The 26502-nt window shown below is 44.6% G+C and carries 27 protein-coding genes; 9 read left to right on the forward strand and 18 right to left on the reverse strand.

Annotated elements, in window-relative coordinates:
• Window positions 1-91: 91 nt before the first annotated feature.
• The 3 genes from ACE5CV_RS04240 (at window position 92) to ACE5CV_RS04250 (ending at window position 3775) form a co-directional block, all read left to right on the forward strand.
• Complete coding sequence (locus ACE5CV_RS04240; protein WP_374948915.1) at window positions 92-877, forward strand: succinate dehydrogenase cytochrome b subunit; 786 nt, start codon at window positions 92-94, stop codon at window positions 875-877.
• A 97-nt stretch (window positions 878-974) separates the two neighbouring features.
• Window positions 975-2909, forward strand: coding sequence for a fumarate reductase/succinate dehydrogenase flavoprotein subunit (locus ACE5CV_RS04245; RefSeq protein WP_374948916.1), 1935 nt, complete (start codon window positions 975-977; stop codon window positions 2907-2909).
• Window positions 2910-2983: 74 nt separating this feature from the next.
• Window positions 2984-3775, forward strand: a complete 792-nt coding sequence (locus ACE5CV_RS04250) for a succinate dehydrogenase/fumarate reductase iron-sulfur subunit (protein ID WP_374948917.1) — start codon at window positions 2984-2986, stop codon at window positions 3773-3775.
• Between the two features lie 72 nt (window positions 3776-3847).
• On the opposite strand, the gene ACE5CV_RS04255 is transcribed toward ACE5CV_RS04250, so the two are convergent.
• The 4 genes from ACE5CV_RS04255 to ACE5CV_RS04270 form a co-directional block, all read right to left on the reverse strand.
• Window positions 3848-4342 carry a TlpA family protein disulfide reductase gene (locus tag ACE5CV_RS04255; protein WP_374948918.1) on the reverse strand — a complete coding sequence of 165 codons (495 nt, stop codon included), beginning with the start codon at window positions 4340-4342 and terminating at the stop codon, window positions 3848-3850.
• 35 nt (window positions 4343-4377) lie between these two features.
• Complete coding sequence (locus tag ACE5CV_RS04260; protein ID WP_374948919.1) at window positions 4378-5394, reverse strand: Gfo/Idh/MocA family oxidoreductase; 1017 nt, start codon at window positions 5392-5394, stop codon at window positions 4378-4380.
• 9 nt (window positions 5395-5403) lie between these two features.
• Window positions 5404-7845, reverse strand: coding sequence for a zinc-dependent metalloprotease (locus ACE5CV_RS04265; protein ID WP_374948920.1), 2442 nt, complete (start codon window positions 7843-7845; stop codon window positions 5404-5406).
• A 114-nt stretch (window positions 7846-7959) separates the two neighbouring features.
• On the reverse strand, window positions 7960-8541 hold the full coding sequence (locus tag ACE5CV_RS04270) for a DUF4142 domain-containing protein (RefSeq protein WP_374948921.1): 582 nt from the start codon (window positions 8539-8541) through the stop codon (window positions 7960-7962).
• A gap of 144 nt (window positions 8542-8685) precedes the next feature.
• Here ACE5CV_RS04270 and gcvH point away from each other — a divergent pair, with 144 nt between their 5' ends.
• The 5 genes from gcvH (at window position 8686) to ACE5CV_RS04295 (ending at window position 12721) form a co-directional block, all read left to right on the forward strand.
• Entirely contained in the window at window positions 8686-9066 is a 381-nt protein-coding gene (gcvH, locus tag ACE5CV_RS04275) for a glycine cleavage system protein GcvH (protein ID WP_374948922.1), read from the forward strand.
• Entirely contained in the window at window positions 9066-9461 is a 396-nt protein-coding gene (locus ACE5CV_RS04280) for a VanZ family protein (protein WP_374948923.1), read from the forward strand. Before gcvH ends, ACE5CV_RS04280 begins: the two co-directional genes overlap by 1 nt.
• A gap of 177 nt (window positions 9462-9638) precedes the next feature.
• Entirely contained in the window at window positions 9639-9854 is a 216-nt protein-coding gene (locus ACE5CV_RS04285) for a ferrous iron transport protein A (RefSeq protein WP_374948924.1), read from the forward strand.
• A 10-nt stretch (window positions 9855-9864) separates the two neighbouring features.
• Window positions 9865-11976 (forward strand): ferrous iron transport protein B, encoded by a 2112-nt coding sequence (gene feoB / locus ACE5CV_RS04290; RefSeq protein WP_374948925.1) that lies wholly within the window; start codon window positions 9865-9867, stop codon window positions 11974-11976.
• A gap of 133 nt (window positions 11977-12109) precedes the next feature.
• Window positions 12110-12721, forward strand: coding sequence for a SprT-like domain-containing protein (locus ACE5CV_RS04295; RefSeq protein WP_374948926.1), 612 nt, complete (start codon window positions 12110-12112; stop codon window positions 12719-12721).
• Here ACE5CV_RS04295 and ACE5CV_RS04300 read toward each other — a convergent pair.
• From ACE5CV_RS04300 to ACE5CV_RS04310, 3 genes are read right to left on the reverse strand one after another with little or no spacing between them, the layout of a single operon-like run.
• A complete protein-coding gene (locus ACE5CV_RS04300) occupies window positions 12718-13281 on the reverse strand; it encodes a zeta toxin family protein (RefSeq protein WP_374948927.1) in 564 nt (187 codons plus the stop codon). The genes ACE5CV_RS04295 and ACE5CV_RS04300 overlap by 4 nt on opposite strands.
• Window positions 13281-13535, reverse strand: a complete 255-nt coding sequence (locus ACE5CV_RS04305; RefSeq protein WP_374948928.1) for a hypothetical protein — start codon at window positions 13533-13535, stop codon at window positions 13281-13283. Before ACE5CV_RS04305 ends, ACE5CV_RS04300 begins: the two co-directional genes overlap by 1 nt.
• Window positions 13536-13547: 12 nt before the next feature.
• Window positions 13548-15524, reverse strand: a complete 1977-nt coding sequence (locus ACE5CV_RS04310) for a thiamine pyrophosphate-dependent enzyme (RefSeq protein ID WP_374948929.1) — start codon at window positions 15522-15524, stop codon at window positions 13548-13550.
• 47 nt (window positions 15525-15571) lie between these two features.
• Here ACE5CV_RS04310 and ACE5CV_RS04315 point away from each other — a divergent pair, with 47 nt between their 5' ends.
• The gene (locus ACE5CV_RS04315) at window positions 15572-16426 is read left to right on the forward strand and encodes a DUF4198 domain-containing protein (protein WP_374948930.1); all 855 of its coding nucleotides are present in this window, start codon (window positions 15572-15574) and stop codon (window positions 16424-16426) included.
• A gap of 33 nt (window positions 16427-16459) precedes the next feature.
• Here ACE5CV_RS04315 and ACE5CV_RS04320 read toward each other — a convergent pair whose 3' ends face one another.
• From ACE5CV_RS04320 to ACE5CV_RS04370, 11 genes are all read right to left on the reverse strand, one after another.
• Complete coding sequence (locus ACE5CV_RS04320; RefSeq protein WP_374948931.1) at window positions 16460-17008, reverse strand: dihydrofolate reductase family protein; 549 nt, start codon at window positions 17006-17008, stop codon at window positions 16460-16462.
• 9 nt (window positions 17009-17017) lie between these two features.
• Window positions 17018-18403, reverse strand: a complete 1386-nt coding sequence (locus ACE5CV_RS04325) for a LutB/LldF family L-lactate oxidation iron-sulfur protein (RefSeq protein ID WP_374948932.1) — start codon at window positions 18401-18403, stop codon at window positions 17018-17020.
• Between the two features lie 308 nt (window positions 18404-18711).
• A complete protein-coding gene (locus ACE5CV_RS04330; RefSeq protein ID WP_374948933.1) occupies window positions 18712-20277 on the reverse strand; it encodes a M28 family peptidase in 1566 nt (521 codons plus the stop codon).
• A 19-nt stretch (window positions 20278-20296) separates the two neighbouring features.
• The gene (rpiB, locus tag ACE5CV_RS04335; protein WP_374948934.1) at window positions 20297-20734 is read right to left on the reverse strand and encodes a ribose 5-phosphate isomerase B; all 438 of its coding nucleotides are present in this window, start codon (window positions 20732-20734) and stop codon (window positions 20297-20299) included.
• A gap of 57 nt (window positions 20735-20791) precedes the next feature.
• Window positions 20792-21652, reverse strand: coding sequence for a twin-arginine translocase subunit TatC (gene tatC / locus ACE5CV_RS04340; protein ID WP_374948935.1), 861 nt, complete (start codon window positions 21650-21652; stop codon window positions 20792-20794).
• A gap of 79 nt (window positions 21653-21731) precedes the next feature.
• The gene (gene accC / locus ACE5CV_RS04345) at window positions 21732-23066 is read right to left on the reverse strand and encodes an acetyl-CoA carboxylase biotin carboxylase subunit (protein WP_374948936.1); all 1335 of its coding nucleotides are present in this window, start codon (window positions 23064-23066) and stop codon (window positions 21732-21734) included.
• Window positions 23067-23154: 88 nt separating this feature from the next.
• On the reverse strand, window positions 23155-23625 hold the full coding sequence (gene accB / locus ACE5CV_RS04350) for an acetyl-CoA carboxylase biotin carboxyl carrier protein (RefSeq protein WP_374948937.1): 471 nt from the start codon (window positions 23623-23625) through the stop codon (window positions 23155-23157).
• A 162-nt stretch (window positions 23626-23787) separates the two neighbouring features.
• Complete coding sequence (locus ACE5CV_RS04355; protein ID WP_374948938.1) at window positions 23788-24777, reverse strand: beta-ketoacyl-ACP synthase III; 990 nt, start codon at window positions 24775-24777, stop codon at window positions 23788-23790.
• A 4-nt stretch (window positions 24778-24781) separates the two neighbouring features.
• Entirely contained in the window at window positions 24782-25720 is a 939-nt protein-coding gene (gene plsX, locus ACE5CV_RS04360) for a phosphate acyltransferase PlsX (protein WP_374948939.1), read from the reverse strand.
• Between the two features lie 17 nt (window positions 25721-25737).
• Window positions 25738-25929: a 50S ribosomal protein L32 gene (gene rpmF / locus ACE5CV_RS04365; protein WP_374948940.1), complete on the reverse strand. Its 192-nt coding sequence runs from the start codon at window positions 25927-25929 to the stop codon at window positions 25738-25740.
• A 17-nt stretch (window positions 25930-25946) separates the two neighbouring features.
• Window positions 25947-26468 (reverse strand): DUF177 domain-containing protein, encoded by a 522-nt coding sequence (locus ACE5CV_RS04370; RefSeq protein ID WP_374948941.1) that lies wholly within the window; start codon window positions 26466-26468, stop codon window positions 25947-25949.
• Window positions 26469-26502 lie beyond the last annotated feature (34 nt).

Consider the following 26502-nt stretch of genomic DNA (forward strand, 5'->3'; position numbering starts at 1 on the left):
TAAATAGTTATTAACACTAGCTAAAGGCAAATCCATTTATATCTTTTGGCTTTAAATAAATACTTTTGCCTGACAAATAATCTGATCAATAATGAGCGAATTTAAACAAACCTTTAACTCATCACTGGGAAAGAAGCTGATAATGGCTTTGACTGGCTTGTTTTTGTGTACTTTTTTAATTGTACACGTTGGTGGTAACCTGTTGTTGTTTAAAAACGACCAGGGTTTTGCATTTAACAGTTATGCAAATTTCTTAACCCATTTTCCACCTATTGAAGTTGTAGCTTACCTGCTATACTTAGCCATCATAGTGCATAGTGTTTACGCACTGGTACTAACTGTACGCAACCGCAGGTCAAGGCCGGTTGGTTATGCGGTGCATACCAAGTCGCCGGCATCATGGTCATCCAAAAACATGGGGCTGCTGGGATCAATCCTGCTGCTTTTTATCGTTATACACATGGGCGATTTTTGGTTTACCTATAAATACAATAACATTTTAGGCTTTAAAGAGTACAAAACAAACCAGATAACCGGCGAAACTGTAGTTAGTGATTTTACCCCGTCTAACCCGGATTTTGAGCGTTCATACTCAACCGAAAACAATGTAGAGATCGTGAGAGTGAAAGATCTGCACGCGCGGATCTCATCAAGCTTTAGTCATTTATGGTACGTTGTATTTTACGTGATTGCCATGGGCGCTGTATCATTTCACTTACTGCATGGTTTCCAGAGTGCGTTCCATACACTGGGTTGGATACACCGTAAATACAAGCCGATCATTTACTTTTTCGGCACCTGGTTTTTTGCCGTGCTGATACCGTTACTATTTGCTGCAATGCCGGTTGTGTATTACATACAGAGTTTAAATAAGTAGTTGATTAAGTTAGAATAAGTTGATAGGCAGATAGCAGCGGTTAAACCCACTTGATATTTGCACAATCAGCTACTCACTAAATAAATAAAAGAAAAGAATGAGTTTAGATGCTAAAATTCCGCAAGGCCCATTAGCCGAAAAATGGAGCAAGCATAAATTTAACTTAAAGCTGGTTAACCCATCTAATAAGCGTAAGTACGATATTATTGTTGTAGGTACGGGATTGGCTGGCGCTTCGGCTGCTGCATCACTTGCCGAGCTGGGTTATAACGTTAAAGCATTTTGCTTTCAGGACAGCCCGCGCCGTGCGCACTCTATCGCTGCACAGGGTGGTATCAATGCTGCAAAGAATTATCAGAACGATGGTGACAGTGTTTACCGTTTGTTTTACGATACCATTAAAGGTGGTGATTACCGCGCCCGCGAGGGTAACGTTTACCGCCTTGCCGAGGTATCTGTTAATATTATTGACCAGTGCGTAGCACAGGGCGTGCCATTTGCACGTGAGTACGGTGGCTTGCTGGATAACCGTTCTTTCGGTGGTTCGCAGGTATCACGTACTTTTTACGCACGCGGCCAAACAGGTCAGCAGTTACTTTTAGGTGCATACTCGGCATTAAACCGACAGATACACCTGGGTAAGGTAAAAATGTACACCCGCCACGAAATGCTGGATGTGGTGACCATTGATGGCCACGCTAAAGGTATTGTTACCCGTAACATGAAAACAGGTGCAATTGATACGCATGCAGGCCATGCTGTATTATTATGTACAGGTGGTTACGGTAACGTATTTTATCTATCAACCAATGCAATGGGTAGTAACGTAACAGCAGCATGGCGCGCGCACAAACGCGGTGCTTTTTTTGCTAACCCATGTTACACTCAAATACACCCAACCTGTATCCCGGTTTCCGGCGATCATCAGAGTAAATTGACGCTGATGTCTGAATCGTTACGTAACGACGGACGTGTTTGGGCGCCTAAAACGGTTGAGGTGGCAGAAAAACTGCGTAAAAAAGAAATCACTGCCGACCAGGTTAAAGAGGATGAGCGCGATTACTTCCTGGAAAGGAAATATCCATCTTTTGGTAACCTTGTTCCGCGCGACGTGGCCTCACGTAACGCCAAAGAGGTTGTTGATGAAGGTAAAGGTGTTGGTGGCTCGGGCTTTGCAGTTTTCCTTGACTTTGCCGAAGCGATACAACGTTTAGGTGAAGACACGGTACGTGCCAAATATGGTAACCTGTTTGATATGTACCTGCAAATTACGGATGAGAACCCGTACAAGCAGCCAATGCGTATCTATCCTGCAGTGCATTACACCATGGGTGGCCTTTGGGTTGATTATAATTTAAGTACAAATGTACCGGGCCTATATGCTTTGGGCGAATGTAACTTTAGCGACCACGGTGCAAACCGCTTAGGTGCATCTGCACTGATGCAGGGATTATCAGACGGTTACTTTGTTATTCCTTACACTGTTGGCGATTACCTGGCAACCATAGGCCCAAAACCGGTTGATATAAATCACCCGGCGTTTGAACAAACCAAACAGGATGTTATAGCCTACATCAACAAGCTTTTATCTCTTAAAGGAAATAAAACAGTTTCGGAATACCATCGCGAACTTGGCCACATCATGTGGGAGTATTGCGGTATGGCGCGTACCGAAGAAGGTTTGACCAAAGCGAAGGCCATGATCAAAGAGCTAAAAGCTGACTTTTGGAAGAACGCCATTGTAACCGGCGAGAACGAGGAAATTAACGCCGCATTAGAAAACGCCGGCCGCGTTGCCGACTTTATTGAACTGGGCGAACTAATGGTTACTGACGCATTAATGCGCCGTGAATCTTGCGGGGGCCACTTCCGTTTAGAATCACAAACACCGGAAGGCGAAGCCCTGCGCGACGATGACCATTATGCATTTGTTGCTGCATGGGAGTTTAAGGGAGAAAACCAGGAAGAAGAGTTAAATAAAGAAGAACTGGTTTTTGAAAATGTTAAGTTAACACAGAGAAGCTATAAATAGTGGTGAGTATTGAATACCGGGTGCTTAGCTAAGACCACTCAAAATTCAATACCCAAAACTCAAAACTCAAAAATATGAGTACTGGAAACATGAACCTGACGCTGAAAGTATGGCGTCAAAAAAATACACAAACTGCCGGCAAGTTTGTGACTTATAAGGCAGAAGGCATTTCGCCGGATATGTCGTTTTTAGAGATGCTGGACGTTGTAAACGAAAGCCTTACCAAGAAAAATGAAGAGCCGATATATTTTGATCATGATTGCCGCGAAGGTATTTGTGGCATGTGCTCGCTGTATATTAACGGACGCCCGCACGGCCCTAAGCGCGCTATTACCACCTGCCAGTTGCATATGCGCAGCTTTAGCGATGGCGAAACCATTACTATTGAGCCATGGCGCGCTGCTGCATTCCCGGTAATTAAAGATTTAGGTACAGACCGTTCGGCTTTCGACAGGATCCAGCAGGCTGGCGGTTTCGTATCGGTGAATACCGGTGGCGTACCCGATGCTAACTTAATTGCTATCCCTAAGGTTATCGCCGATGAAGCTTTTAACTCGGCTACCTGCATTGGTTGCGGTGCTTGCGTTGCGGCCTGTAAAAATGCATCAGCTATGCTGTTCACATCTGCTAAGATAACCCAATTAGGCTTGTTACCACAAGGACAGCCAGAGCGTTACAGCCGTGTGCAGGCAATGGTTGCCCAAATGGATGAAGAAGGTTTTGGTAACTGTACCAATACCGGCGCTTGCGAGGCAGAATGCCCCAAAGAAATCACCCTGAATAACATTGCATTCATGAATAACGATTTCTTCAGCGCCAAGTTGTTTAGAGAAGAACACGCCCATGACCAAACAGGCGGAGAATAATCTTATAACCATATAAACAAGAAAGCCTCACCTAAATGATGAGGCTTTCTTGTTTATGCTGAATATCTTTAATTACGCTTTTTTAACAGTAGCCATTAATTCATCCATAGATGGCACCTTAGCATAGGCTTTTACCAGTTTGCCATCGTGATCGTAAATAGCAATGTACGGCGTAGTACGGATCTGATAGTACTGCTGCACCTTATAGGTTGGGTACTCGGTGCCGATCGTCACATTAGGGTACTTAGCCAGGTTATACGTCTTTTTAAAATCTTTTAACAATCGCAGGTATGGGTACTCGGTCCTGGTAAAGGCGATCAACACAACCTGCATTTTTTTAAGGGCTTCCATTTTGGGTTTCAGCTCATTCATCAAATGTTGACAGTGAACGCAATCCGGCGAAAAATAGATGATCATTACCGGCTTATCGCGCTTAAGGTCAGCATAAGTTTTATAAGTACTGTCCGGCGTTAAAATTTTATAGGCCGGTATAACCGTTGGAATATTTTGCGCCCTTGAGCAACCTGCAACAATAATTAAGCTCAACGCAAATAATAATCTCTTCATTTCTTTAATTGTAAACATTGCTAAGATAAATAATATTAAGCCTCTAACATTTCCATTTGCCAGGCAATATGCTCTTCCGTTACAGGGAATAACGCATTATCCCGTATTGTATGATAAGCCGCATCAAATATATGCATGTAATCGCCTTTTAACGAAGGTACCGCTTCGGTGCACTTCTTATTGTCGATAGCAACTGTTGTTAACTGGCCTTCGTTACCGGCTGGTTCAACGCCATAGTCCGGGTCGGTTGGCATCATGCCTTTGTCCAGTTGGGCTTCCTGCACATCTGTGCGGTTTTTAATAAAACTGCCAAGGGTGCCATTAACCACAAAGCCAGGCGTTTCACCTGCTATCAATAAACCTGAAGTAAGGTAAACGTTTAATTGGTTTGGATAAGTCAAGTGATAGTGAAAATAATCGGGCACTTCAGAACCCTCCCGGTAAATGCCGGTAGTTTTATGAAATGTAAGCGGCCTGCCAAATAACGCAATGGCGTTATCTATCAAGTGCGGCCCCAGATCGTAAACCAGTCCGTTGGCAGGTATAGTTTTAGATTCCTTGAAGGTTTTAACATTAATAGCCATCTTATACCTGTCCATCCTGAAAGTCACCTCTATCAGGTCGCCCAGCCGTCCGCTTTCTATTACCTCTTTAGCCGATAAAAATCCGCTGTCGTAACGGCGGTTCTGGTAAACCATTACGTGTTTCCCTAACTCACGACCTAAGTCAAACAATTGTTTCACTTCTGCAGAGGTGGCTGCCGCTGGCTTTTCTATCAGTACATGTTTACCTGCCCGCATTGCACGGATAGCATATTCCAGGTGGGTATTATTTGGCGTGTTAACAATAATTAGTTCTATTTCCCCATCGTTCAGCAGCTCATCAACATTGTCATAACTAACAATATCCGGGTAGATCTCTGCCGCCTTTTTGGTATGGCGCTCTACAACTGCTTTTAAAGTAAAGCCGGGGTTGGTGCTAATAAACGGCGCATGAAAGATCCTGCCCGACATTCCGTAGGCCATCAAGCCTGTAACTATTGGTTTAGACATATTTACGTGTTAATTATCAAAGTCCTCATCAGCACCAATTGGCGATCCATCGGGCATAGCTATTGCTGGTACCGGTTGGAATTTATCAGGAGAGTTCTCAAACATTTTTATTTGTGACAGCCCAAAAAGGTAGTTGGCCTTTACGCTTCCCGCGGCCGTTTTAGACGCGGTTGTTAAATAGCTTTTCAGTTCATCTACCTGCAACAGGCCAATGCCCCTTACATTCTCGGCAGCATTGTTATTAGCTGCCAAAGTAAGTAATGCCTTTAAAGTTAAATTGTTCACCAGGCGGTGCAATTCACCTTTGTAACCTGCGGGTTGCGGGGCTTTCCAGGTTTGGGCAATTAGTTTGTTTAGAACCGGCAATAACCCCGGCTGGCTGTTATCTCGCGCGTTATACTCTATTAAACGGGCAGCACGTTGAGGCTGCAGCATGAACGATAAGGTTGTGCCCGCGGCAGACTCTGCAGCAGCCAGCGGATCGAATGTTAAACCGGTGCGTGATTTAAACGTTTCCCGGGTGCGCGGGTAACCGGTAGCCCTGGGTGGTATCTGGGCAATAAGCCTCTCCGGCAATGCCAGCGCATCCGGCTTAATGGTGCCCATCAAGGCATCAAAGGCTTTCCATTGCTCGGCAGGTGAAATGAATTTAGTAACGGTTTGGCCGTCGTTTTTTAAAGCGAAGGTATAATATAAGCCGCCCAGTACCTTAGATGTTGCCTCAACCTGATAGCGGTGCAGCAGGTACATAGGCACCAGCACTTCTTCTAAAGTTGCCATTGGCGCATCCTGGCGAATGGCTTTGACAGAGAAATTATCCAATACATGTTTGCGCAGTATCATAAGGCGGTTCAGCTCGTCGGGTGCATCCGCGCCGTTATCCCATAGGTGTGCATAAGGGTGCGCACCGCCGGAAGCCCGGGAATCCTCATCTGATATAAACTGGAATCCTTGCTTAATCGTTTCGGTAACGATGCCTTTTAAAGCAGCGTCCTCGTTAGTGCCATCAGCAAAATCCTGGTAACCATATAAAATAGCACGCTTATCATACGGGCCTATTTCCTGCTTGTAAGAATTACTTAAATCTACTGTCCCATTGGCAGCCAGCGTAGCCAATGGTGGCGGATAATCCATTACCGATGAGCGGTCTTTAACACTCGCCGCAAAGTTATGCTGTAAACCCAAAGTGTGCCCTACCTCATGTGCCGATAGCTGCCGTAAGCGGGCTATGGCCAGCTTCATCATTTTATCGCTCACGGGTTTCCCATCCTCGTAGGGTTGCACAAAACCTTCGGCAATTAAAAAGTCCTGGCGGTCTCGTAACGAGCCTAATGACACCTGGCCTTTAATGATCTCGCCGGTGCGCGGATCGGATATCGAAGCACCATAACTCCAACCGCGTGTAGAGCGATGGATCCATTGAATGATGTTATAACGAACGTCCATCGGGTCGGCATCCTCAGGCAGTAGCTTAACCTGGAATGCATTTTTATATCCCGCTGCCTCAAAAGCCTGGTTCCACCATGATGCGCCTTCAATAAGGGCACTGCGTACAGGCTCAGGCGCGCCCCTGTCAACGTAGTAAATGATCGGCTTAACCGGTTCACTCATTGCAACCTTTGGGTCTTTTTTTTCTAAACGGTGGCGCACTAAAAAGCGCTTAGTTATCGGCTCATTGATCGGCGTGGCGTAATCCATATAATCGATGTTAAAATAGCCGGCGCGGGGGTCAAACTTGCGCAATTTATATTTATCGTCGGGTAGTTTAATGAAGGAGTGGTGCATCCTGACGGTAACGGCGTTGGCATCCGGTGTAACCGAGCTGATTTCAGCACCACGGCCTTTTCCAGCCAAAGTCACAATTGCTTCAAACTCGCTATTATCAGGAAAGCTTTTGGTATTGGGCAAATACACAGCCGAACGTGCTTCATCTGCACTGTAACTGCCTTGGTTACCATTGGTCAGCCTGTCGGCAATGCGATGGCTGTCGCGCAGTAAAAATGAGGTAATGTCTATCAGCGTTTTGTCGCCGTCTGACGCTACCGCGGTAAAACCATAAATTGCTGATTGCGCAAATGCCTCTTCTACAGATTTGCGCTCATCTGCATTGTTACTGTTAGCCCGGTAATTGTAGTTAGGCTCTATGAGCAGCACCTTGGGGCCTATCTTAATAAATTTTACTATACGGCTATTACCTATCTGCCCGCGGTCTAATCCCAGATCGTTGGAGCCTACACCCGCCGGGAGCGAATTAACATACAAGAACTCTTTGTTAAAATCATTTACTTCCAAAAACACCTTGCCGGTTTTATCATCCCAATAAAAGTTAAAATAACCTGTGTATTTGGTTAGGCCCTGTACTTTAGCCTGGATGGTACCATCGGTTTTTTGAGCTTTTAATTCGCAGCAGCCAAGCAGGAGTAAGCAAACGAGCAGGAGTTGTTTTTTCATGAAGTTAAGGCGTTGAGCCTAAAAATATTGTTTTAACCAGCCTTATGCAAGTACCTGCAATAAAAAAAGGGGATAGGCAAACGCCCATCCCCTTTTTTACTTGTCAGCCTAAGCTTATTTCATTGCTTTTTGGATAGCTTCAATCTTAGCCAGATGCGCCTGCACTACCGGTAAAGTTTTAGCGGCAAAAGCTTTTAAATCAGCGTCTTTGCAGTTTTTGCTGCCATCTTCTAATTTAGAAGCTACTTTTTTGTGGCCGTCAACCATTGCGTCAACGTAAGCTTTATCAAAATCTTTACCTGATTTTGCAGCCAGGTCTGCAGCCATTTTCTGGTGCTCTTCGTCCGGTGCAGTTGGTAAAGTAATGTTTTTTGTTTTGGCGATAGCCATCAGTTCTTCGTTGGCTTTTGTATGGTCCATTACCATCATGCTGCCAAATTCTTTAACATCGGCGCTAACCGCTTTTTCTGATGCAAGTTTACCTGCGGCAACTTCTGCCATACCGGCATTGGCAATTTCGGTGGCAAATTTTGAATCCATATCATCAACAGCAATACCGGTAGATCCGTTTGTTGTTGTGTCTTTAACCGCATTTACACTGTCGGCTGTTTCTTTACTGTCTTTGGCTGCGTTGTTACAAGCCTGGAATGATAGTGCCGAAACTGCTATCATTGCCATGAAGGTTAATTTTTTCATTTTGTAGGTATTTTTAGTTTTTATAGTTAACAATGTATTAACAAATTAGTTTTAGCGCCGGCATTTTTATAGCGGAGTTTTAATCTATGCAGTTATTGTTATACCTTAAACTTTTATTATTTTTGGACACATAAATTAAACACGATGAATTTCCCTGCAGAATTAAAATACACAAGCGACCACGAGTGGATAAGAATTGAAGGTAACGAAGCTTATATTGGTATAACTGAGTTTGCTCAGGGCGAATTAGGGGATATTGTTTACATAGATATTTACACCGTTGGGCAGGACGTAGCTAAAGAAGCGGTGTTTGGTACAGTCGAGGCTGTTAAAACAGTATCTGACTTATTTATGCCGTTGAACGGTACTATTTTAGAAGTTAACAAAATGCTTGATAGCCAGCCCGAGCTGGTTAACTCTGACCCTTATGGCGATGGCTGGATGGTTAAGATAAGCGTGGCTGATTTAGCCGATGCTGACAACCTGTTATCTGCAGATGCTTATAAAGGCGTAATTGGCGTTTAATGACCGCTAAATTTAGATATTACAGGCCTGCTATTTTGTGGGCCTTATTTATTTTGATTATTTGCGCAGTCCCAATGGGTAAGGTTGGTGAATCGCATATGTTTTTCCCGGGATTTGATAAACTGGTGCACTGCGGGCTGTTTGCCGTACTGGCTATCCTGTACTGCGAAGGCAGCATCCGTCGGTGGGACAGCGCATCGTTAAGGTTTGCCGTTGCCGCTAAAAATACAATCGTGCTGATCAGTTTTGGCGCATTTATAGAAATGACTCAGAAGTACTTTTTTACCTGGCGCAGCGGTAACTGGGACGATCTTTTTGCCGATTGTGTTGGTACATGTATCGGGATATTCGGTGTTATAGTAACAGCTAATGCTATCAAACATGAAAAAGTTTAAACTGCTCATTACTGCTGCTTTGTTGATGTCATTATCATCATGCGGATTGTTCAAAAAAGATTGTAGTTGCCCGCATTTCAGCAAGTTAAAACCTACTCCTAAATTTTATATTAGCTATCCAATTATTATTTGGATTTAATATAAATAAGCTTACATTTGTATTCAAATTAAGCGCAGATGACACTTTCACAACTTTCGATAGGAGAAACAGGGATAGTTAAGGAATTTACCGACCTGGAAATGTCTGTTAAGTTAATGGAAATGGGTTGCCTTCCCGGCGAAGAAATCAGGGTATCCCGCATTGCTCCTCTGGGCGATCCTATCGCCATACATGTATCAGGATATCAACTAAGTTTGCGCAAATTCGAAGCATCAACCATTATTTTGCAGTAGTAGTTAAGCATTGAAATCTGATATCAGAGTAGCACTTGTAGGCAATCCCAATACCGGTAAATCCACGCTCTTTAACGCCTTAACGGGCTTAAACCAAAAAATAGGCAATTTCCCGGGTGTTACTGTTGATAAAAAGATAGGTTACAGCCAACTACCTGATGGCCGCCGTGCCGAAATCATCGACCTTCCCGGTACCTATAGCTTATACCCTAAAAGTAAGGATGAGTCCATCGTGTTTTCGGTTTTAGCCGAAAAGGACACTGAACTTACGCCTGATTTGGTTGTGGTGATCCTGGATGCTACTAACCTGAAGCGGAACCTGTTGCTTTACACGCAGGTTGCCGACTTAAAGATCCCCGTAATTGTCGCCCTTAATATGATGGACCTGGCCGGAAAGGCAGCCATCAAGATTGATATCGATCTTCTATCAAGCAGGTTGGGCGTGCCGGTTGTTCCTGTATCCGCCCGTAAGGTTGAAGGGGTGGACGATCTGAAGAAGATCATCTCCTTTACAAATAAACACGCATTACAGGTTGAAAGCATCGACGTACGTTCCATTGCCCCCTTGCTGATAGCCGATATAGAAGATCTTATAGCTACCGATAACCCATATTTCGCATTGCAGCTGGCGCATCAGCATGAAACACTCCAATTTTTAACGCCAGCACAAAGTGAACGTATTGAGCAGTTAGAAAAGCTGCACTCCTTTCACTCGCAAAAAGCACAGGCTACAGAAACCATTGCCCGGTACAACTATATTAATGATATATTGTATGATACGGTTAAAACGCCGGCCACCGCTCATGACGAGAGCATCAGCAACAAAATAGATAAAGTACTTACCCACTGCGTGTTTGGGTTTATCATCTTCATGGCTGTGCTGCTGTTCATGTTCCAGTCGATATTTGCCTGGTCAGAATATCCCATGTCATTGATAGAGGGTTTGTTTGTTTGGGCAGAAGGTTTGCTGCGTAATGTTTTACCTACCGGCCCGCTTGCCGATCTGCTTATTGACGGTGTGGTTGCCGGGTTGAGCGGCGTGATGGTTTTTATACCTCAAATTGCCATTTTATTTGCCTTTATATCCATACTGGAAGATACCGGCTATATGTCGCGCGTTACGTTTATGATGGACAAGATCATGCGCAAAGTAGGGCTTAACGGTAAATCGGTAGTGCCATTGATTGGCGGCTTTGCCTGCGCGGTACCATCTATCATGAGTACCCGAACCATCGAAAACTGGAAGGACAGGATGATCACCATTATGGTAACCCCGTTGGTTGCCTGCTCGGCACGTTTACCTGTTTACACCCTGCTGATAGCCTTGGTAGTACCCAACCGTAACGTATGGTGGATATTTAATTTGCAGGGCCTGGCTTTAACCGGCATGTACGTGCTCAGCCTGCTTTCGGCAGTAATTGTAGCCTTTGTAATGAAATTTGTTTTAAAGGCACGGGAGCGCGGCTACTTTATTATGGAGTTACCCGTTTACCGCATGCCCCGGTGGAACAACGTCTTGTTTTCCATGTACGAGCGATCAAAGGCGTTCGTGCTCCAGGCAGGCAAAGTGATAATTGCTGTATCCATAATCCTTTGGGTGCTATCATCTTACGGGCCCGGCAACCGGTTTGAAAAAATAGAACAGAAATATCAGCAACCGGCGTTCACCAGAACCATGAAACCAGATAGCCTGACCCGCGTAATATCCAGCGAAAAACTCGAAAATTCTTACGCTGGTATATTAGGGCATGTGATAGAGCCGGTTATTAAACCTTTAGGTTTCGATTGGAAGATAGGGATAGCCCTTATTACATCATTTGCCGCACGCGAAGTGTTTGTAGGCACCATGGCTACCATATATAGTGTGGAAGGCGACGCAGACAGGATAGACTCTGTGCAGGATAAAATGCGTAATGCCAAAAATCCGCAGGGGCAGCCGGTATTTACCTTAGCCGTAGCATTTTCATTAATGATGTTTTACGCCTTTGCCATGCAATGCGCCAGTACCGTGGCCGTAGTTTACCGCGAAACTAAAGACTGGCGCTGGCCCGCCGCCCAGTTTGCCTATATGACCGTACTGGCATACGGGGCTGCTTTTTTGGTTTATCACCTTTTGAAATAATACTGTCTGTATAAAGGGTAACCAAATCCTAAATAAGGAATGCAAAAGTCTTTACTTCATCATCTCATATTCAAATTCACTGATCAATATTATTTCAAACTCAAAACCCTTATCTTTGATACAGAGGTAAACATTGGATAAAGTAAAAGTTTTAGAACAGTATCTTCCGCCGGATGCGGCCCCGCTGATTGGCCGCTGGATAGATTACTTTAAATGCGAATTTAAAATTTCACGCAACCGCGGCACCAAATTTGGCGACTATCGCGCGCCGTACGATGGCAAAGGCCACCGCATCTCTGTAAATTTCGACCTTAACCCATATGCTTTTTTGGTAACCACTGTACACGAGTTTGCCCACCTGCACACCTGGAACGAGCATAAACAAAAGGCCAAGCCGCACGGCACGGAATGGAAGAATAATTTCAAAAAGATGATGCAGCCATTTTTTGAAAAAGATGTTTTTCCGCCGGATGTAAAGCAGGCCATTACCAGTTATCTGAACAATCCCGCTGCATCCAGTTGCTCAGACCTTACGCTATACCGGTCGCTCCGAAAGTATGATCCTGTTAAAGAGTCTATCCACACCGTTGAAAAACTGCCTGTTAAAGCCATTTTTAAGTTAAAAGACGGACGTGTTTTCCGCAAGGAAGAAAAGCTGCGGAAGCGATACAAATGTGTTGAGGTAAGCAGTAAACGCGTTTACCTGTTTAGCCCTGTGGCTGAAGTGGAGTTGGTGGAGGATTAAAATAGGCCTTTATAAAAAGGATGATCTTTATGCTTTGTGTTCAGCCAAAGTAGCTTACCCTTTTCAAAAATTGCAACCCTTGACCTGCTTGAACCGGAATTGTCGAAAAGGTAAGCACGGTCAAACAGTTCAATATGTTTAATTAGATTTGCTCTACTCTTATCGTATCTTCTAATAACATCATCTAATTCAACATTATGCCCCATGTTGGTTTTTCGTTCTTCTACACGTATAACGTTGTCTAGTACCGATTGCAAAGCGATATAATACAAAACCGCACTATATCCGGCTGACCGGGCGGATTCAATATCGCGAATTTCTGAATTTCCGGAGAAGGTTGTTTCAAATGCGAGATCAGCATTTTGTTTGATTAGCGTATGGCGATTTTCTAAAGCGACCTTTGCCGCTTTAATGTGGAAATGGTATCCACCAAAATCGGTCAAAGCTATATTATCCGGATTTATAACATCCGTTTTTATACGTCCTCTTTGAAGTAAATGAGATGTAAGGGTTGTTTTTCCTGAACCATTTGGGCCACCGATTACAACTATAGTGGGCATTATAAGGCGTTCAACGGTCTGATGATTTCTTCAAGCAAACGCAAATCATCTGTCAGCACTTTCTTAACTATAAATTTAGCACCACTTGTGTATTCCTTTACAAATAGGTTCCCATCCATTGTTTCAGGATAGTTTTCATCCCTATAAAATATAGGGACACCAGCCTTTAACATTTGTTCGGCCCCCCACCCTGCTCCCTCATCGATTATTTTTTGATCGGGATCCTGAGCGTATATTTCTTCTAACGTCAACATATACTAAGATAGTTAAAATTTCAACAACGCATCCATCATCTTTTCCAATCGGGCCTTGGCCATAAACTGATCTTCTAAACCTTTTAGCATAGGTATGGCAGTATCCAGGCTGGCGCAGCGCATTACCGGTGCATCCAGGTATTTAAAAAAGTGTTCGCCAATATAAGCCGCAATTTCGCCGCCGAAGCCGCCGGTCAGGGTATCTTCATGTAACACCATTACTTTCGATGTTTTTTTGACGGTTTTTTCAACCGCTTCTTTATCCCAGGGTTGCAGGCTGCGCAGATCTAATATTTCTATTGAATATTCGGGATGGTTTTCTGCGTATTCAGTTGCCCATAGCACGCCTAATCCGTAAGTGATAATGCTTGCCCTGGTACCCGGCCGCACGATATGCGCCTTACCTATCTCCACATAATAATCATCATCCTGCACGTTACCCGCCATGTTACGATAAAGATACTTATGCTCAAAGTAAAGCACCGGGTTAGGGTCGTCAATAGCCGCCATTAACAGCCCCTTGGCGTCATCCGGCGATGATGGGTAAACCACCTTCAACCCCGGCGTTTTAGTGAACCAGGCCTCGTTAGTTTGCGAATGGAATGGCCCGGCGCCCGAGCCGCCGCCTGCCGGCATCCTGATCACCACGTTTATTGCCTGGCCCCATCGGTAGTGCGTTTTAGCAAGGTTATTTACCACCTGGTTAAAACCGCTGCTTACAAAATCGGCAAACTGCATCTCAACCACAGCCTTGTAACCGTTTATGGCCAGCCCCATAGCCGCACCAACAATGCCCGATTCGCATATAGGCGTATTGCGCACCCGGTCTTTACCAAATTCGGCTAAAAAACCCTGGGTAATTTTAAAGGCGCCCCCATATTCGGCAATGTCCTGCCCCATTATAATAAGGTTGCTGTGCTTACGCATGCTTTGTCGCAATGCGTCGCTAATAGCATCTATGTAACGCTTATGGCTTAGTATGCCCGAGTGTTCGTGCCTCGGCATGCTGTACCGGCGGTACATAGCGTCAACTTCGGTAGCTATATCCGGGATGATCTCCGGCTCATTAAAAACCTTCTCTATTTCTGCATCTATCAGGGTAGCAAACTCTTTTCGCAGGTAAGGGATCCACTCGGGCCGTAACACGTTTTCCTGCAACAAAAACTGCTCAAAATTATCCAGCGGATCTTTCTTCGCCCACTCCTCAAACAGGTGCGCAGGAACGTATTTAGTGCCCGATGCTTCCTCGTGCCCGCGCATCCGGAAGGTCATACATTCTACTAAAACGGGGCGCGGGTTTTCGCGCATATCCGCAGCCAGTTCGCTAATGGTATGATAAACCTCAAGGATGTTGTTGCCATCTATTTGCCGTCCCTCCATACCATAGCCAATTGCTTTATCAACCAGGTTTGCGCAGCGGTACTGCTCGCTTACCGGAGTAGAGAGGCCGTACCCGTTGTTCTCTATCAGGAAGATAACCGGCAGGCCCCAAACAGCGGCTATATTCAACGCCTCATGAAAGTCGCCCTCACTCGTAGCGCCCTCACCGGTAAATACCAATGTTACCTTCTTTTTACCACTTATCTTATCGGCCAGTGCAATACCATCTGCCAGGGCCATTTGCGGGCCCAGGTGCGATATCATACCTATGATCTTATAGTCTTGCGTACCAAAATGGAATGAGCGGTCGCGGCCGTTGGTAAAGCCTGATGCTTTGCCCTGCCATTGCCCCATTAATCGTGCTACAGGGATGTTACGGGCCGTAAATACGCCCAGGTTACGGTGCATGGGCAAAATATACTCATCGGCATGCATAGCCATCGTAGCACCCACAGCAATGGCTTCCTGCCCTATACCACTAAACCATTTGCCAATGCGGCCCTGACGCAGCAGTATCAGCATCTTTTCTTCGACAAGACGAGGCAGCAGCAATTTCTTGTAAAAATTGATCAAACCATCGTTATCTATCGTTTTCCTGTCAAAAATCATCCCTGTAAAGCTAAGAAGTTTTTAAAACTTTGTATGTTTGAGCTATCATGAAGCACAACGTCGCCAAAATATTTTTGATGATATCTGCAGTGGCGCTTTTTGCGTTTGCACCCGATACATTCCTGCTACCCGAAAGCTTTTATTTACACAAAGGCGAAAAATTGAACCTGCACCTGTTAACAGGTACCAACTTTGCAAAAGAAGGTGAGGCTGGTTACAGCGCTGCCAAAACCATTAAATTTAACATCTACGAGGGATCGAAGAAAACTGACCTGACCAAAACGGCCAGGGAAAACGATTCCCCGCTGGCTACCTACCCTTTAAATAGTAGCGGACTTGCACTGGTTGAATTGAATACCAAAGCGGAGAGCAATGATGTTCCGCGCGACCAGTTTATCACCTACCTAACCGACCAGGGTTTTGAAACGCTGGCCGACAAGTTGAAGAACAGTAACAGCCTTTATTTTACTGAAAAATCTACCCGTTACCTTAAAACGCTTTTTACGGTTGATAACCCTGGTGGCAGCATTTATGAAAAACTTATGGGCAACGATTTTGAAATAATGCTGAAGCAAAACCCATATAAGAAAAATTACGGCGAGGATATTACTGCGGTGATCAACTACAAGGGCAAGCCTTTGAAAAACAGCGCTGCTTACCTGTATATTAAAACCGCATCCGGGAATGTATACCCTCAGAAATTAGATACTGACGCTTCGGGGCAAATATACTTTACATTGAGCCGCGATGGTATTTACATGATCCGTTGCGTGCATATCGAAGAATCGACCACTAAAGATGCCGATTACGAAACTACCAGCACATCCTTCACCTTTGCTTTCAGCAACAGAAACGAAATGCCTAATACTTATAAAGAGTTTGGGTTCGGTGATAAGCACTAATATAGCTAACCGTTGATTTATAACGTTGGCCGGTTAAAGCAGCTTCATCATCTCCATATCAAACCGGGGCTTTAGTGTGTAGGTAGCCTGCAACAATCCGGATGGGTAAGCTTGCTGGTCTAAAAGGATCAGTTCTACCCGTTCTGTGATGTTTTTGAAAAGTGGTTTTCCATCACCTAAGATAATCGGGTGGATAGACAGCACCAGCGTATTAATCAAGCCTTTGTTTAATAACTCGGATACGATCTGCGCGCCGCCAAACAGCCAGATATTTTTACCAGGCTGGTTAATCACATCATTAACTACTTCATTAAATTTTGCCGAAGGCACCAGTTGTACGTTTGGGTTACGGCTCTCGTCCGCCAGTGTGTCCGAGAATACATAGATCTTCTCTACCGGCAGCATGCTGGTATCGGCGCTGATCATGTCATAACTTTTACGGCCTATAAAAATGGTATCTACATTCTCCAGGAAATCGCCCATGCCGTAATCCTGATCTGTAAGGCACCAGTCGTATTCGCCGTTAGGGCCTTCAATAAATCCATCAAGGCTTACCGCCAGGTTCAGTATGATCTTTCGCATTGTGTTAGGTTATTCGGCAGTCTTCTCCTGCTCTTTCCATTGCTGGCTAAATGATTTTTGCGCTACTTCCGGCATTTCTTTAAAATGCCCCCATGTGCTTTTGAAGAACGTGCGCACAAAAAAGTTTTTGGCTTTACCCCCAAAAAAATCGGTAACGTTGCGTTTTAGCATACCCTTTTTCCAGGCGGCCCAGCCCCATTTTTCTTTGGCGGTTACCAGGTTTTCGCGCACTGCATCGCGTCGGTTAAGCAGCAGTAGTTTGTGCAGATCTATCTTGACCGGGCAAACCTCGGTACACCTGCCGCACAAACTCGATGCATAGCTCAGGTGCTTAAATTCGTCCATACCGCGCATATGCGGGGTAATGATGGAGCCAATAGGGCCGCTGTATGTGGTTTCATAAGTGTGGCCTCCTATGTTCTTATAAACCGGGCAAACGTTAAGGCATGCCCCGCAACGGATGCAGTATAGCGCCTGCCGCTGGTCTTTTTGAGCAAGCAGGTTAGTGCGGCCATTATCCAGCAGTATCACATACATTTCTTCCGGCCCGTCCGTTTCGCCGGGCTGGCGGGGGCCGCTTAAAATGGTATTGTATACGGTAAGGTTTTGCCCTGTGCCATGTGTAGAAAGCATCGGCCAAAACAGGTCGAGGTCGGTAATAGATGGGATCAGTTTTTCGATGCCGACAATCGAGATCTGTATTTTAGGGAATGATGTGGTTAACCTGGCATTGCCTTCGTTTTCGCTTATGGCAATGCTACCTGTATCTGCTATGATAAAGTTGGCACCGGTAACGCCAATATCCGCTGCAAGATATTTTTCCCGCAGCAGCTCGCGCGCTTTTTGGGTGAGCTGTTCGGGGGTGGCATCTAACGGCGTGCCGAAACGCTCATTAAATAGCCGGGCTATATCTTCTTTAGATAAATGCATTGCCGGCGTTACAATATGATAAGGCTTTTGGCCCAGCAACTGCACAATGTATTCGCCCAGGTCGCTTTCTAACGATTCGATATGGTGGCTCTTCAGAAACTCATTTAAATGAATTTCTTCGGTAGCCATTGATTTGGATTTGATGACCGTTTTTGCCCCTGCCTTGTTAATAATATTCAGAATTTCGCGGTTGGCTTCTTCGGCATCATTAGCCCAGATAACCTTACCGCCACGGCGCTGAAAGTTGGCTTCAAACTCGGGCAGGTACTTGTCCAGGTTTTCCATCACTTTCCATTTGATGACGTGGCCTTTCTTTTTATTGTTGTCCAGATTGATGACACGCGACAGGCCCCGCTCTACAGCTGTACTGTATTTATCAATATTGTAATTGATAATGCGGCGGTGATCCACCTCAAAGGCTTTATGCTCTGAGGTGATCAGAAATTCGGCTGCGGTGTTTCCCATCTACGCGAAATTAAACAAGTTTTTAATACCAAGTTAAAAATGCTGCTGTTTTTGGCTGTTTGATAGAATCGGTTGCAGGCAATGAACGCTGCATGGCTTACCACTCTCATGCAAGCGGCAAATGACCTTTTCAGGTTAAAAAACGTAACAAAGGTTAACAAAGGTTTACACTTTTTAAAGAAAAAACAACTTAAATAATTGACTATTAGTATTTTATGAAAATAGTGGGTTAACATAAAATGCCGTTCCCGGTAACGCAAAAAAGGCCCCTAATGGAGCCTTTTTTACAATGTTTTTATGGTTAATTTTTACCGGGTTGCCTTTGATACCGGCTTATCAACCACCGGGCGGGTTGCACGGTTAGCCAGTTCCCAACCGGTAAAAAATACCAGCTGTGCACGTTTAGCCAACAGCGGGAAGTTAATTTTGCTTACTTCGTCGCCAGGCTGATGGTAATCCGGGTGTACTCCGTTAAAGTAAAAAATAATCGGTACGCCGTAACGGGCAAAGTTATAATGATCTGACCGGTAGTAGAACTGGTTAGGATCATTCAGATCATCATATTTATAATCCAGCTTTAACTTAGTGTAAGTGTTGTTAGCATCGTCGCCAATTTTGTGCAGGTCGCTGCTTAGCATATTAGAGCCGATAGGGTAAACGTAATTGGCAGAATCCGGGTTGTTTTTGTACTCGTCGCCAATGCGGCCAATCATATCGATATTCAAATCGGCGATAGTGTTAGCCAGCGGATAGATAGGATGATCGGTATAATACTCCGAACCTAAAAGGCCTTTCTCTTCGCCTACGTTACCTAAAAACAACACACTGCGTTTAGGGCCGTGGCCGTCTTTTTTAGCCTGGGCAAATGCACGGGCGATTTCCAATACGCCGGTAGTGCCCGATCCATCGTCATCAGCCCCATTATTTACTTTATCGGTTGCACCAGGGCGGGTGTTTAAACCAATGTGATCGTAATGTGCAGATATCACCAGGATCTCGCTTTTCAACTTAGCGTCTGATCCGGGCATAAAGCCAACTACATCAACCGCCTTTACGTCTTTTTTCTCGGTATTGAACGCAATGGTTGCAATAGTTTGCACTACCTGTGTTTGCTTTGCAGTTGCGGCGGCAGCTTTTAACTGCTCGTAAGTTTTACCTGATGGTTTTAAAAAGGCATCGCCAACCTCGGTTGTCACGTTAAACATCGGCGCAGGTGTAGCAGCAGCATCTTTTTTGATTGCCAGGCTTGCACCGCCCTGGCTTGCACCATAACGTTTCAAGATCGGGCCCAGTTCGCCGTTTACAGCAATGATAAGGGCTGGGTTCTTATCGCGCAGTTCTTTAACAATGGCACGGCGCGCCGGTGTTGCGCGGTAGCTTACATTTGCTTTTTGGCCCTCAACAGATTTGTCTTCATTGATAAGCACAACAATTTTGTTAGTTAAATCAAGTCCTGCTATTTCTTCGGACGTACCATAACCTACAAACACAATGTTAGCGACAGTAAGGCGCTTATCCGGCAGTAAACCCTGTACAAAAAAATCTTTCCATGCGGTAAAATTCTGGCCGTTAACGTTAAAAGCAGTTATTTTAGATGTATTCTCTGAAAGCGGTACATCAAAAAAGTATGATCCGTTAACCGGAGCTTCTAAACCTAATTTTTTAAATTCGCCGGCAATGTAGTTAGCGGCTTTTTCGGCACCGGCCTTACCGGTTTCGCGGCCTTCAAATTCGTCGGATGCTAGTATGCTCAGGTGCTTTTTAGCATCATCGGCAGTTATCAGCTTAGCATATTTTACTGCGGTTGGATTTTGCTGAGCGCAGGCGTTCATTGCAAAGCCCAGTGCAGTAATCCATAATGGTAATCTCTTCATTTATTTTCTATTGGGTTAATTAACAGCTTATTTTATCAACACGGCGACCGTGGCGGCCACCCTCAAATTCTTCACTCAAAAATGTTTCGATAGTTTTTTTCGCCTCTTCGATGCTCATATGGCGGGCAGGCAGGCATAATACATTAGCGTTGTTGTGCGTGCGTGCCGGGATAGCCAGTTCTGCCTTCCAGCAAATAGCTGCGCGGATATCCTGGTGTTTATTAGCCGTCATAGCAACGCCATTGGCGCTGCCGCAAAGCAAAATACCAAAGTCTACATCGCCATTTTCAACAGCTAATGCTACAGGATGGGCAAAATCGGGGTAATCGGCAGATTCGGTAGAATAGGTACCAAAGTCATGAAAACTCAGGTCATCGCCAAACATGCTCAAAATGGCCTGTTTGTAATCAAACCCTGCGTGATCTGCACCAATGGCAATCTTTAATCCCTTTTTCATCAATTCAAATGTATAAATATTATGAATTGACTAAGGTAAAGATTTTGTTGGATAAGCCTAAACAGCGGCGTTCTCGCGCGCTAATTTTCTTTTCTCAACAACACCGGCAACCATAATACCAACTTCATATAAGATGAATAGCGGGATACTTACCACAGTCATGGTCATCATATCGGGTGTTGGTGTAACTACGGCCGCTATGATCAGGATAACTACGACCGCGTAACGCCGGGTTTCGCGCATGAATTTTTGAGTAAGGATACCCAAAGATGAAAGTACGTATACGATAATAGGTAATTCAAAAACCACACCTGTTGCCAGCGTTAACGTCGCTACGGAGGAAAGGTAAGAATCTACCGTAAATAAATTTTGAATTTTAGAACTGATGGTGTACCCAGCCAGGAAGTTTATTGATTCGGGCGTGATGACGTAATATCCAAACAAGATACCAATAATGAATAATGCAGATGCATATATTACAAAACCGCTTGCTGCCTTGCGCTCTTTTTCATGCAGGGCAGGCTTAATAAACCGCCAAATCTCCCAAAGCAGGTAAGGGAACCCGGCAGTAATGCCTATTAGCAGGGCTGAGTTGATCTGCAAAGTAAACTGACCAGCCATATCGGTGTTAAGCAGGCTGATGTTGATTTTATTGATACAAAAACCGTCACGGTGCAGGTAATCGCCCAGTTTGCACAGCATACGATACGTCCAAAACTCGGGCCTTGACGGGCCCATGATAACGGTATCGAAAATAAAGTCGTAAAAATAGAACGCAGCACAGGTAAAAATCACAATAGCGATAGCCGAGCGTACCAGGTGCCATCTTAAGGCTTCGAGGTGGTCAAAGAACGACATTTCGGCCTCCATGGTCTGGCCTTTCTCTTTAATAGCCTTAATTAATTTATTTTCGCTCATTGCTTGTTTTAAACGTTACCGCGCATTTTGCTGCGCGATGCTATGTACGTTCTTTTTATCCGTGAAAGTTTTATAAATCTTAATATTCAAAAGTTTCCATAAACTTGGTAGTAAAGTTGCCGGCCCTAAAGTTAGGGTCTTTAAGCAGCTTTAAATGGAATGGAATAGTAGTTTTAATACCCTCAATTACAAATTCGCTCAGGGCACGCTCCATGGTAGCCAATGCTTCTTCACGGGTTTGCGCCATGCAAATCACCTTTGCAATCATCGAGTCGTAATTAGGCGGTATAGCGTAACCACTGTAAACATGCGTATCTACACGCACCCCGTGGCCACCCGGCGAATGGAAGTTGGTTATACGGCCCGGCGACGGACGAAAATTATTTGCAGGGTCTTCGGCATTGATACGGCACTCAATGGCATGCATGGTTGGCTCATAATTTTTACCTGAAATTGGGATACCCGCGGCCACCTTGATCTGCTCTTTAATCAGATCAAAATTGATCACCTCTTCGGTAACCGGGTGCTCTACCTGGATACGGGTGTTCATTTCCATAAAGTAAAAGTTGCGGTCTTTGTCAACCAAAAACTCTACCGTGCCCGCACCTTCATACTTAACGGCTTTAGCGCCTTTGATAGCGGCTTCGCCCATGCGCTTGCGCAGTTTTTCGGTCATGAAAGGTGATGGTGCTTCTTCTACCAATTTCTGGTGGCGCCGCTGGATAGAGCAGTCGCGTTCTGACAGATGGCAAACTTTGCCATACTGATCGCCCACTACCTGTATTTCGATATGGCGGGGATCTTGAACATATTTTTCCAGGTACAGGCCATCGTTACCAAAGGCCGCGCCCGATTCGGCACGTGCGCTGTCCCAGGCGTTCTCAAATTCTTCGTCTTTCCAAACAATGCGCATACCGCGGCCACCACCACCGGCGGTTGCCTTAAGTATAACCGGGTAACCGATTTTATTGGCGATTGCGATACCGGATTTGATATCAGCCAATAACCCTTCCGAACCCGGAACGATTGGTACGCCTGCTTTTTTCATGGTTTCTTTAGCCGAAGCCTTGTCACCCATCTTATTGATCTGATCTGCAGTGGCGCCAATGAATTTAATACCGTATTCGGCACAAATAGCGCTAAACTTTGCATTCTCTGACAAGAAACCGTAACCCGGATGTATCGCATCGGCATTGGTTAATTCGGCAGCAGAAATGATGTTCGGAATGTTAAGATATGAGTCGCGGCTTGGAGGGGGCCCAATACAAACAGCTTCGTCGGCAAAACGCACATGGAGGCTGTCGCGATCGGCAGTGGAGTATACAGCTATGGTTTTAATGCCCATTTCTTTACAGGTGCGAATGATTCGCAGGGCAATTTCACCTCGGTTAGCTATTAATATTTTCTTAAACATGTTTGTTTTAGTTAGTGGTTGATTAGGTTAAGTGGTTGATTGAGTTGAAACCACTCACCAGTAACCATTCAACTTAATCAACTAACAATTACTTAGGTTCAACTAAAAATAAAGGCTGATCGTACTCAACCGGCGATGCGTTATCAACCAGCACTTTAACAATACGGCCCGATACTTCAGACTCGATCTCATTAAACAGTTTCATTGCCTCAATAATGCATAGTACGCTGCCGGTGCTTATTTCATCGCCAACGTTAACAAACAAAGGTTTATCAGGTGATGATGAACGGTAAAAAGTACCGATCATAGGCGATTTTATAGTGATATAGTTGCTGGTATCTGCAACTGCAGTTACAGGTTCTGCTGGGGCCACTGATGGTAAAGCCGCAGGCTGTGGGGCAGCTGCCTGTGCCAATGGTGCCGGTATACTCGCATTAACGTAGGTTGGCGCTTCATTGGTTTTGATAGTGATCTTAAAGTTTTCCTGTTCAATAGAAACTTCGTTCACTCCCGATTTGGAGACAAAGCGAATAAGATCCTGAATCTGTTTAATATCCATAATAGCGATAATTGGTTTGGATAAAAGTATTTATAAATATGCAAATGTGCAGGTATGCAAATATGCAGCTGATTTAAAATGAATTAATTACTTAACAGGTACAATTTTAAGATGTTTTAATTAAAAATCTGCATATCTGCACATTTATAATGTGTACATCCGTTAATACGCCCACTTTAAATAAATAGAGCCCCAGGTAAAGCCACCGCCAAATGCAGCAAGGATAAGGTTATCTCCTTTTTTAAATTTGCTTTCCCACTCCCACAGGCATAAGGGTATAGTACCGTTTGTAGTGTTGCCATAACGCTCAATGTTTACAATTACCTTATCGGCACTAACGCCGGTACGGTTTGCTGTTGCATCAATTATACGTTTGTTGGCCTGGTGCGGCACCAGCCAGGCAATATCATCGGCAGTAAGGTGATTGCGGTCCATTACTTCGGCAGCAACATCCGCCATATTGGTAACGGCGAATTTAAATACCGCCTGGCCTTCCTGGTAGGCATAATGCTCTTTGGCAGCAACGGTTTCATGCGTGGCAGGGCTAACTGATCCGCCCGATTTTTGGAACAGCAGGTGCGATCCCGATCCGTCACTTTTCAATACAGAATCCAGGATGCCGTAGCCTTCGGTATTAGGTTCAAGAAGGGCGCAGCCGCAGCCATCGCCAAATATGATACAGGTAGCGCGGTCTTCATAGTTAATGATCGACGACATTTTATCACCGCCCACAACCAGCACCTTGGTGTGCTTACCACTTTCAATAAATTGAGCGCCGGTAGCTAAACCAAACAAAAAGCCCGAACAGGCTGCCTGCAAATCATATCCCCAGGCATTTGTAGCGCCAATTTTATGCGCTAGCAGGTTTGCCGTAGCCGGGAAAGGAAGATCGGGTGTGGTAGTGCAAAAAATGATCAGGTCAATTTCCTGGGCGCTAATGCCACGTTTTTTAAGCAAACCTTCAACAGCGGGTACCGCCATATCTGACGTGCCAAGGCCTTCGCCCTTTAGTATCCTGCGCTCTTTGATACCGGTGCGGGTGGTTATCCACTCGTCATTCGTATCAACCATTGTTTCCAGCTCCTGGTTAGTTAGCACATAATCGGGCACGTAACCATTAACAGCGGTAATAGCAGCATGAATTTTACTCATATTTTTACTGAAAAGCCTGTTTAATTTTATCTATCAGCTTGGTTTCTATCATGTTTTTAGATAGCAATACCATGTTTTTGATAGCCTCCGGATTAGATATGCCGTGCCCTACAACAACCGGTGCGTTTACACCCAGGATGGGGCTGCCGCCGTATTGCTCGTAGTTAAAACGGTCAAAAAATTCGTCATTAAATTTTTTCTTAAGAGAGATAACATAAAACGACTCGGCAAGCTTAAGTATTACGTTACCCGTAAAACCATCGCATACAACAACATCGTTGTTATCTTCAAAAAGGTCGCGACCCTCAATGTTACCAACAAAGTTAAACAGCTTGGTATCGCGCATTAAAGGGTAAGTGGCCTGTAAAAGCAAGTTGCCTTTTTCTTCCTCTTCGCCAATATTCATCAGCGCAATGCGGGGGTTATTGATCTGGTAAACCGACTCGGCAAGCAGGCTGCCCAAAACGCCAAATTGCAGCAACACATCGGGCTTACAATCGGCATTGGCACCTACATCCAAAATAATACCCAAACCGCCTTTAAGTTTGGGTACAATGGCTGTCATAGCCGGCCGTATAACGCCCGGTATGGTTTTTACGCTGAACATAGAACCAACCAGCATTGCACCGGTATTACCTGCAGATGAAAACGCCTGAATAGCATCTTCTTTAAGCAGTTTGAAGCCAACGGCAATGCTTGAATCAGGTTTTTGAACTATCGCCTTTGTAGGGTGTTCGCCCATGCCAATCACTTCGGTTGTGTGTACAAACTCAAAGTGATCGGGACTAAAATTATTTTCCTGAAGAATAGAAAGCGCAATGTCTTTATCGCCTATAAGCACCAGTTTTTGGTTGGCAGGTAAAACTTTAAAAGCTTCAATTGCCCCTAAAACAGTTGCTTTGGGGGCATAATCGCCACCCATAATATCTAAGCCAATCTTCATAATAGAAAATTAACTTACTATACTGCTACTGCTTTTTCTATTAGTACTTTACCGTTGAAGTATACATTACCATCAACAGTGTAAGCACGGTGTGGCAAGTGCACAGCACCAGTGGTTTGGCAAGTAGTTAAAGTAGGCGCTAACGCTTTATCATGCGTTCTGCGTTTATCTCTTCTCGATTTCGAAATTTTCCGTTTTGGATGTGGCATAATCCTGTTATTAAATGTTACTTAAATTTTTTAAGAGCGTCCCATCTCGGGTCCGTTTTCTCTTCCTGTTCATCATTAGCCTGTAGCTTATTCAAGCTGTCAAGCATCTCCTCGTCACACTGTCGGCTGTCGCTCTCATTACTGCAGTTGGCAATAAATGGCATAGCAACATTAACATATTCGTATATCAACCCGGCAATATCAATCTCATGATCGTTCTTGCCCAAGGTAATAATTTCATCATCCTCGCCCATTTCCTCTTCGGTAAAGCGGGCAATCTGCTGCTCATGAATATCCAGCGGCTGTTGATATTCAGACAGGCACCTGTCGCAGTTAGCGGTAACAGTGCCGGTAATATCAAAGTTCAGGATAAGCATTGTTTCCTGTCTTTCAAGTTCAACCTTGCAAACAAGATTGGCTTTTTTAACCAGCGAATAATCAAATTCACCAAAAAAAGCATCCGTTATTTCGTATTCAAAATAATGCTTACCCAGCTTAAGGCCGGTGAAAGGGATTGAATATGTCTTTAGCGATTTCAATGAGCAACAATTAGCCCGCAAATGTAGGTAATTT

Source organism: Mucilaginibacter sp., assembly GCF_964263795.1.
Taxonomy (GTDB): Bacteria; Bacteroidota; Bacteroidia; order Sphingobacteriales; family Sphingobacteriaceae; genus Mucilaginibacter.

What these genes read in the sequence shown, in the direction of transcription:
- ACE5CV_RS04240 (WP_374948915.1), top strand. Translation starts at nt 92, where the DNA reads ATGAGCGAATTTAAACAAACCTTTAACTCATCACTGGGAAAGAAGCTG.
- ACE5CV_RS04245 (WP_374948916.1), top strand. Translation starts at nt 975, where the DNA reads ATGAGTTTAGATGCTAAAATTCCGCAAGGCCCATTAGCCGAAAAATGG.
- ACE5CV_RS04250 (WP_374948917.1), top strand. Translation starts at nt 2,984, where the DNA reads ATGAGTACTGGAAACATGAACCTGACGCTGAAAGTATGGCGTCAAAAA.
- ACE5CV_RS04255 (WP_374948918.1), bottom strand. Translation starts at nt 4,342, where the DNA reads ATGAAGAGATTATTATTTGCGTTGAGCTTAATTATTGTTGCAGGTTGC.
- ACE5CV_RS04260 (WP_374948919.1), bottom strand. Translation starts at nt 5,394, where the DNA reads ATGTCTAAACCAATAGTTACAGGCTTGATGGCCTACGGAATGTCGGGC.
- ACE5CV_RS04265 (WP_374948920.1), bottom strand. Translation starts at nt 7,845, where the DNA reads ATGAAAAAACAACTCCTGCTCGTTTGCTTACTCCTGCTTGGCTGCTGC.
- ACE5CV_RS04270 (WP_374948921.1), bottom strand. Translation starts at nt 8,541, where the DNA reads ATGAAAAAATTAACCTTCATGGCAATGATAGCAGTTTCGGCACTATCA.
- gcvH (WP_374948922.1), top strand. Translation starts at nt 8,686, where the DNA reads ATGAATTTCCCTGCAGAATTAAAATACACAAGCGACCACGAGTGGATA.
- ACE5CV_RS04280 (WP_374948923.1), top strand. Translation starts at nt 9,066, where the DNA reads ATGACCGCTAAATTTAGATATTACAGGCCTGCTATTTTGTGGGCCTTA.
- ACE5CV_RS04285 (WP_374948924.1), top strand. Translation starts at nt 9,639, where the DNA reads ATGACACTTTCACAACTTTCGATAGGAGAAACAGGGATAGTTAAGGAA.
- ACE5CV_RS04300 (WP_374948927.1), bottom strand. Translation starts at nt 13,281, where the DNA reads ATGCCCACTATAGTTGTAATCGGTGGCCCAAATGGTTCAGGAAAAACA.
- ACE5CV_RS04305 (WP_374948928.1), bottom strand. Translation starts at nt 13,535, where the DNA reads ATGTTGACGTTAGAAGAAATATACGCTCAGGATCCCGATCAAAAAATA.
- ACE5CV_RS04310 (WP_374948929.1), bottom strand. Translation starts at nt 15,524, where the DNA reads ATGATTTTTGACAGGAAAACGATAGATAACGATGGTTTGATCAATTTT.
- ACE5CV_RS04315 (WP_374948930.1), top strand. Translation starts at nt 15,572, where the DNA reads ATGAAGCACAACGTCGCCAAAATATTTTTGATGATATCTGCAGTGGCG.
- ACE5CV_RS04320 (WP_374948931.1), bottom strand. Translation starts at nt 17,008, where the DNA reads ATGCGAAAGATCATACTGAACCTGGCGGTAAGCCTTGATGGATTTATT.
- ACE5CV_RS04325 (WP_374948932.1), bottom strand. Translation starts at nt 18,403, where the DNA reads ATGGGAAACACCGCAGCCGAATTTCTGATCACCTCAGAGCATAAAGCC.
- ACE5CV_RS04330 (WP_374948933.1), bottom strand. Translation starts at nt 20,277, where the DNA reads ATGAAGAGATTACCATTATGGATTACTGCACTGGGCTTTGCAATGAAC.
- rpiB (WP_374948934.1), bottom strand. Translation starts at nt 20,734, where the DNA reads ATGAAAAAGGGATTAAAGATTGCCATTGGTGCAGATCACGCAGGGTTT.
- tatC (WP_374948935.1), bottom strand. Translation starts at nt 21,652, where the DNA reads ATGAGCGAAAATAAATTAATTAAGGCTATTAAAGAGAAAGGCCAGACC.
- accC (WP_374948936.1), bottom strand. Translation starts at nt 23,066, where the DNA reads ATGTTTAAGAAAATATTAATAGCTAACCGAGGTGAAATTGCCCTGCGA.
- accB (WP_374948937.1), bottom strand. Translation starts at nt 23,625, where the DNA reads ATGGATATTAAACAGATTCAGGATCTTATTCGCTTTGTCTCCAAATCG.
- ACE5CV_RS04355 (WP_374948938.1), bottom strand. Translation starts at nt 24,777, where the DNA reads ATGAGTAAAATTCATGCTGCTATTACCGCTGTTAATGGTTACGTGCCC.
- plsX (WP_374948939.1), bottom strand. Translation starts at nt 25,720, where the DNA reads ATGAAGATTGGCTTAGATATTATGGGTGGCGATTATGCCCCCAAAGCA.
- rpmF (WP_374948940.1), bottom strand. Translation starts at nt 25,929, where the DNA reads ATGCCACATCCAAAACGGAAAATTTCGAAATCGAGAAGAGATAAACGC.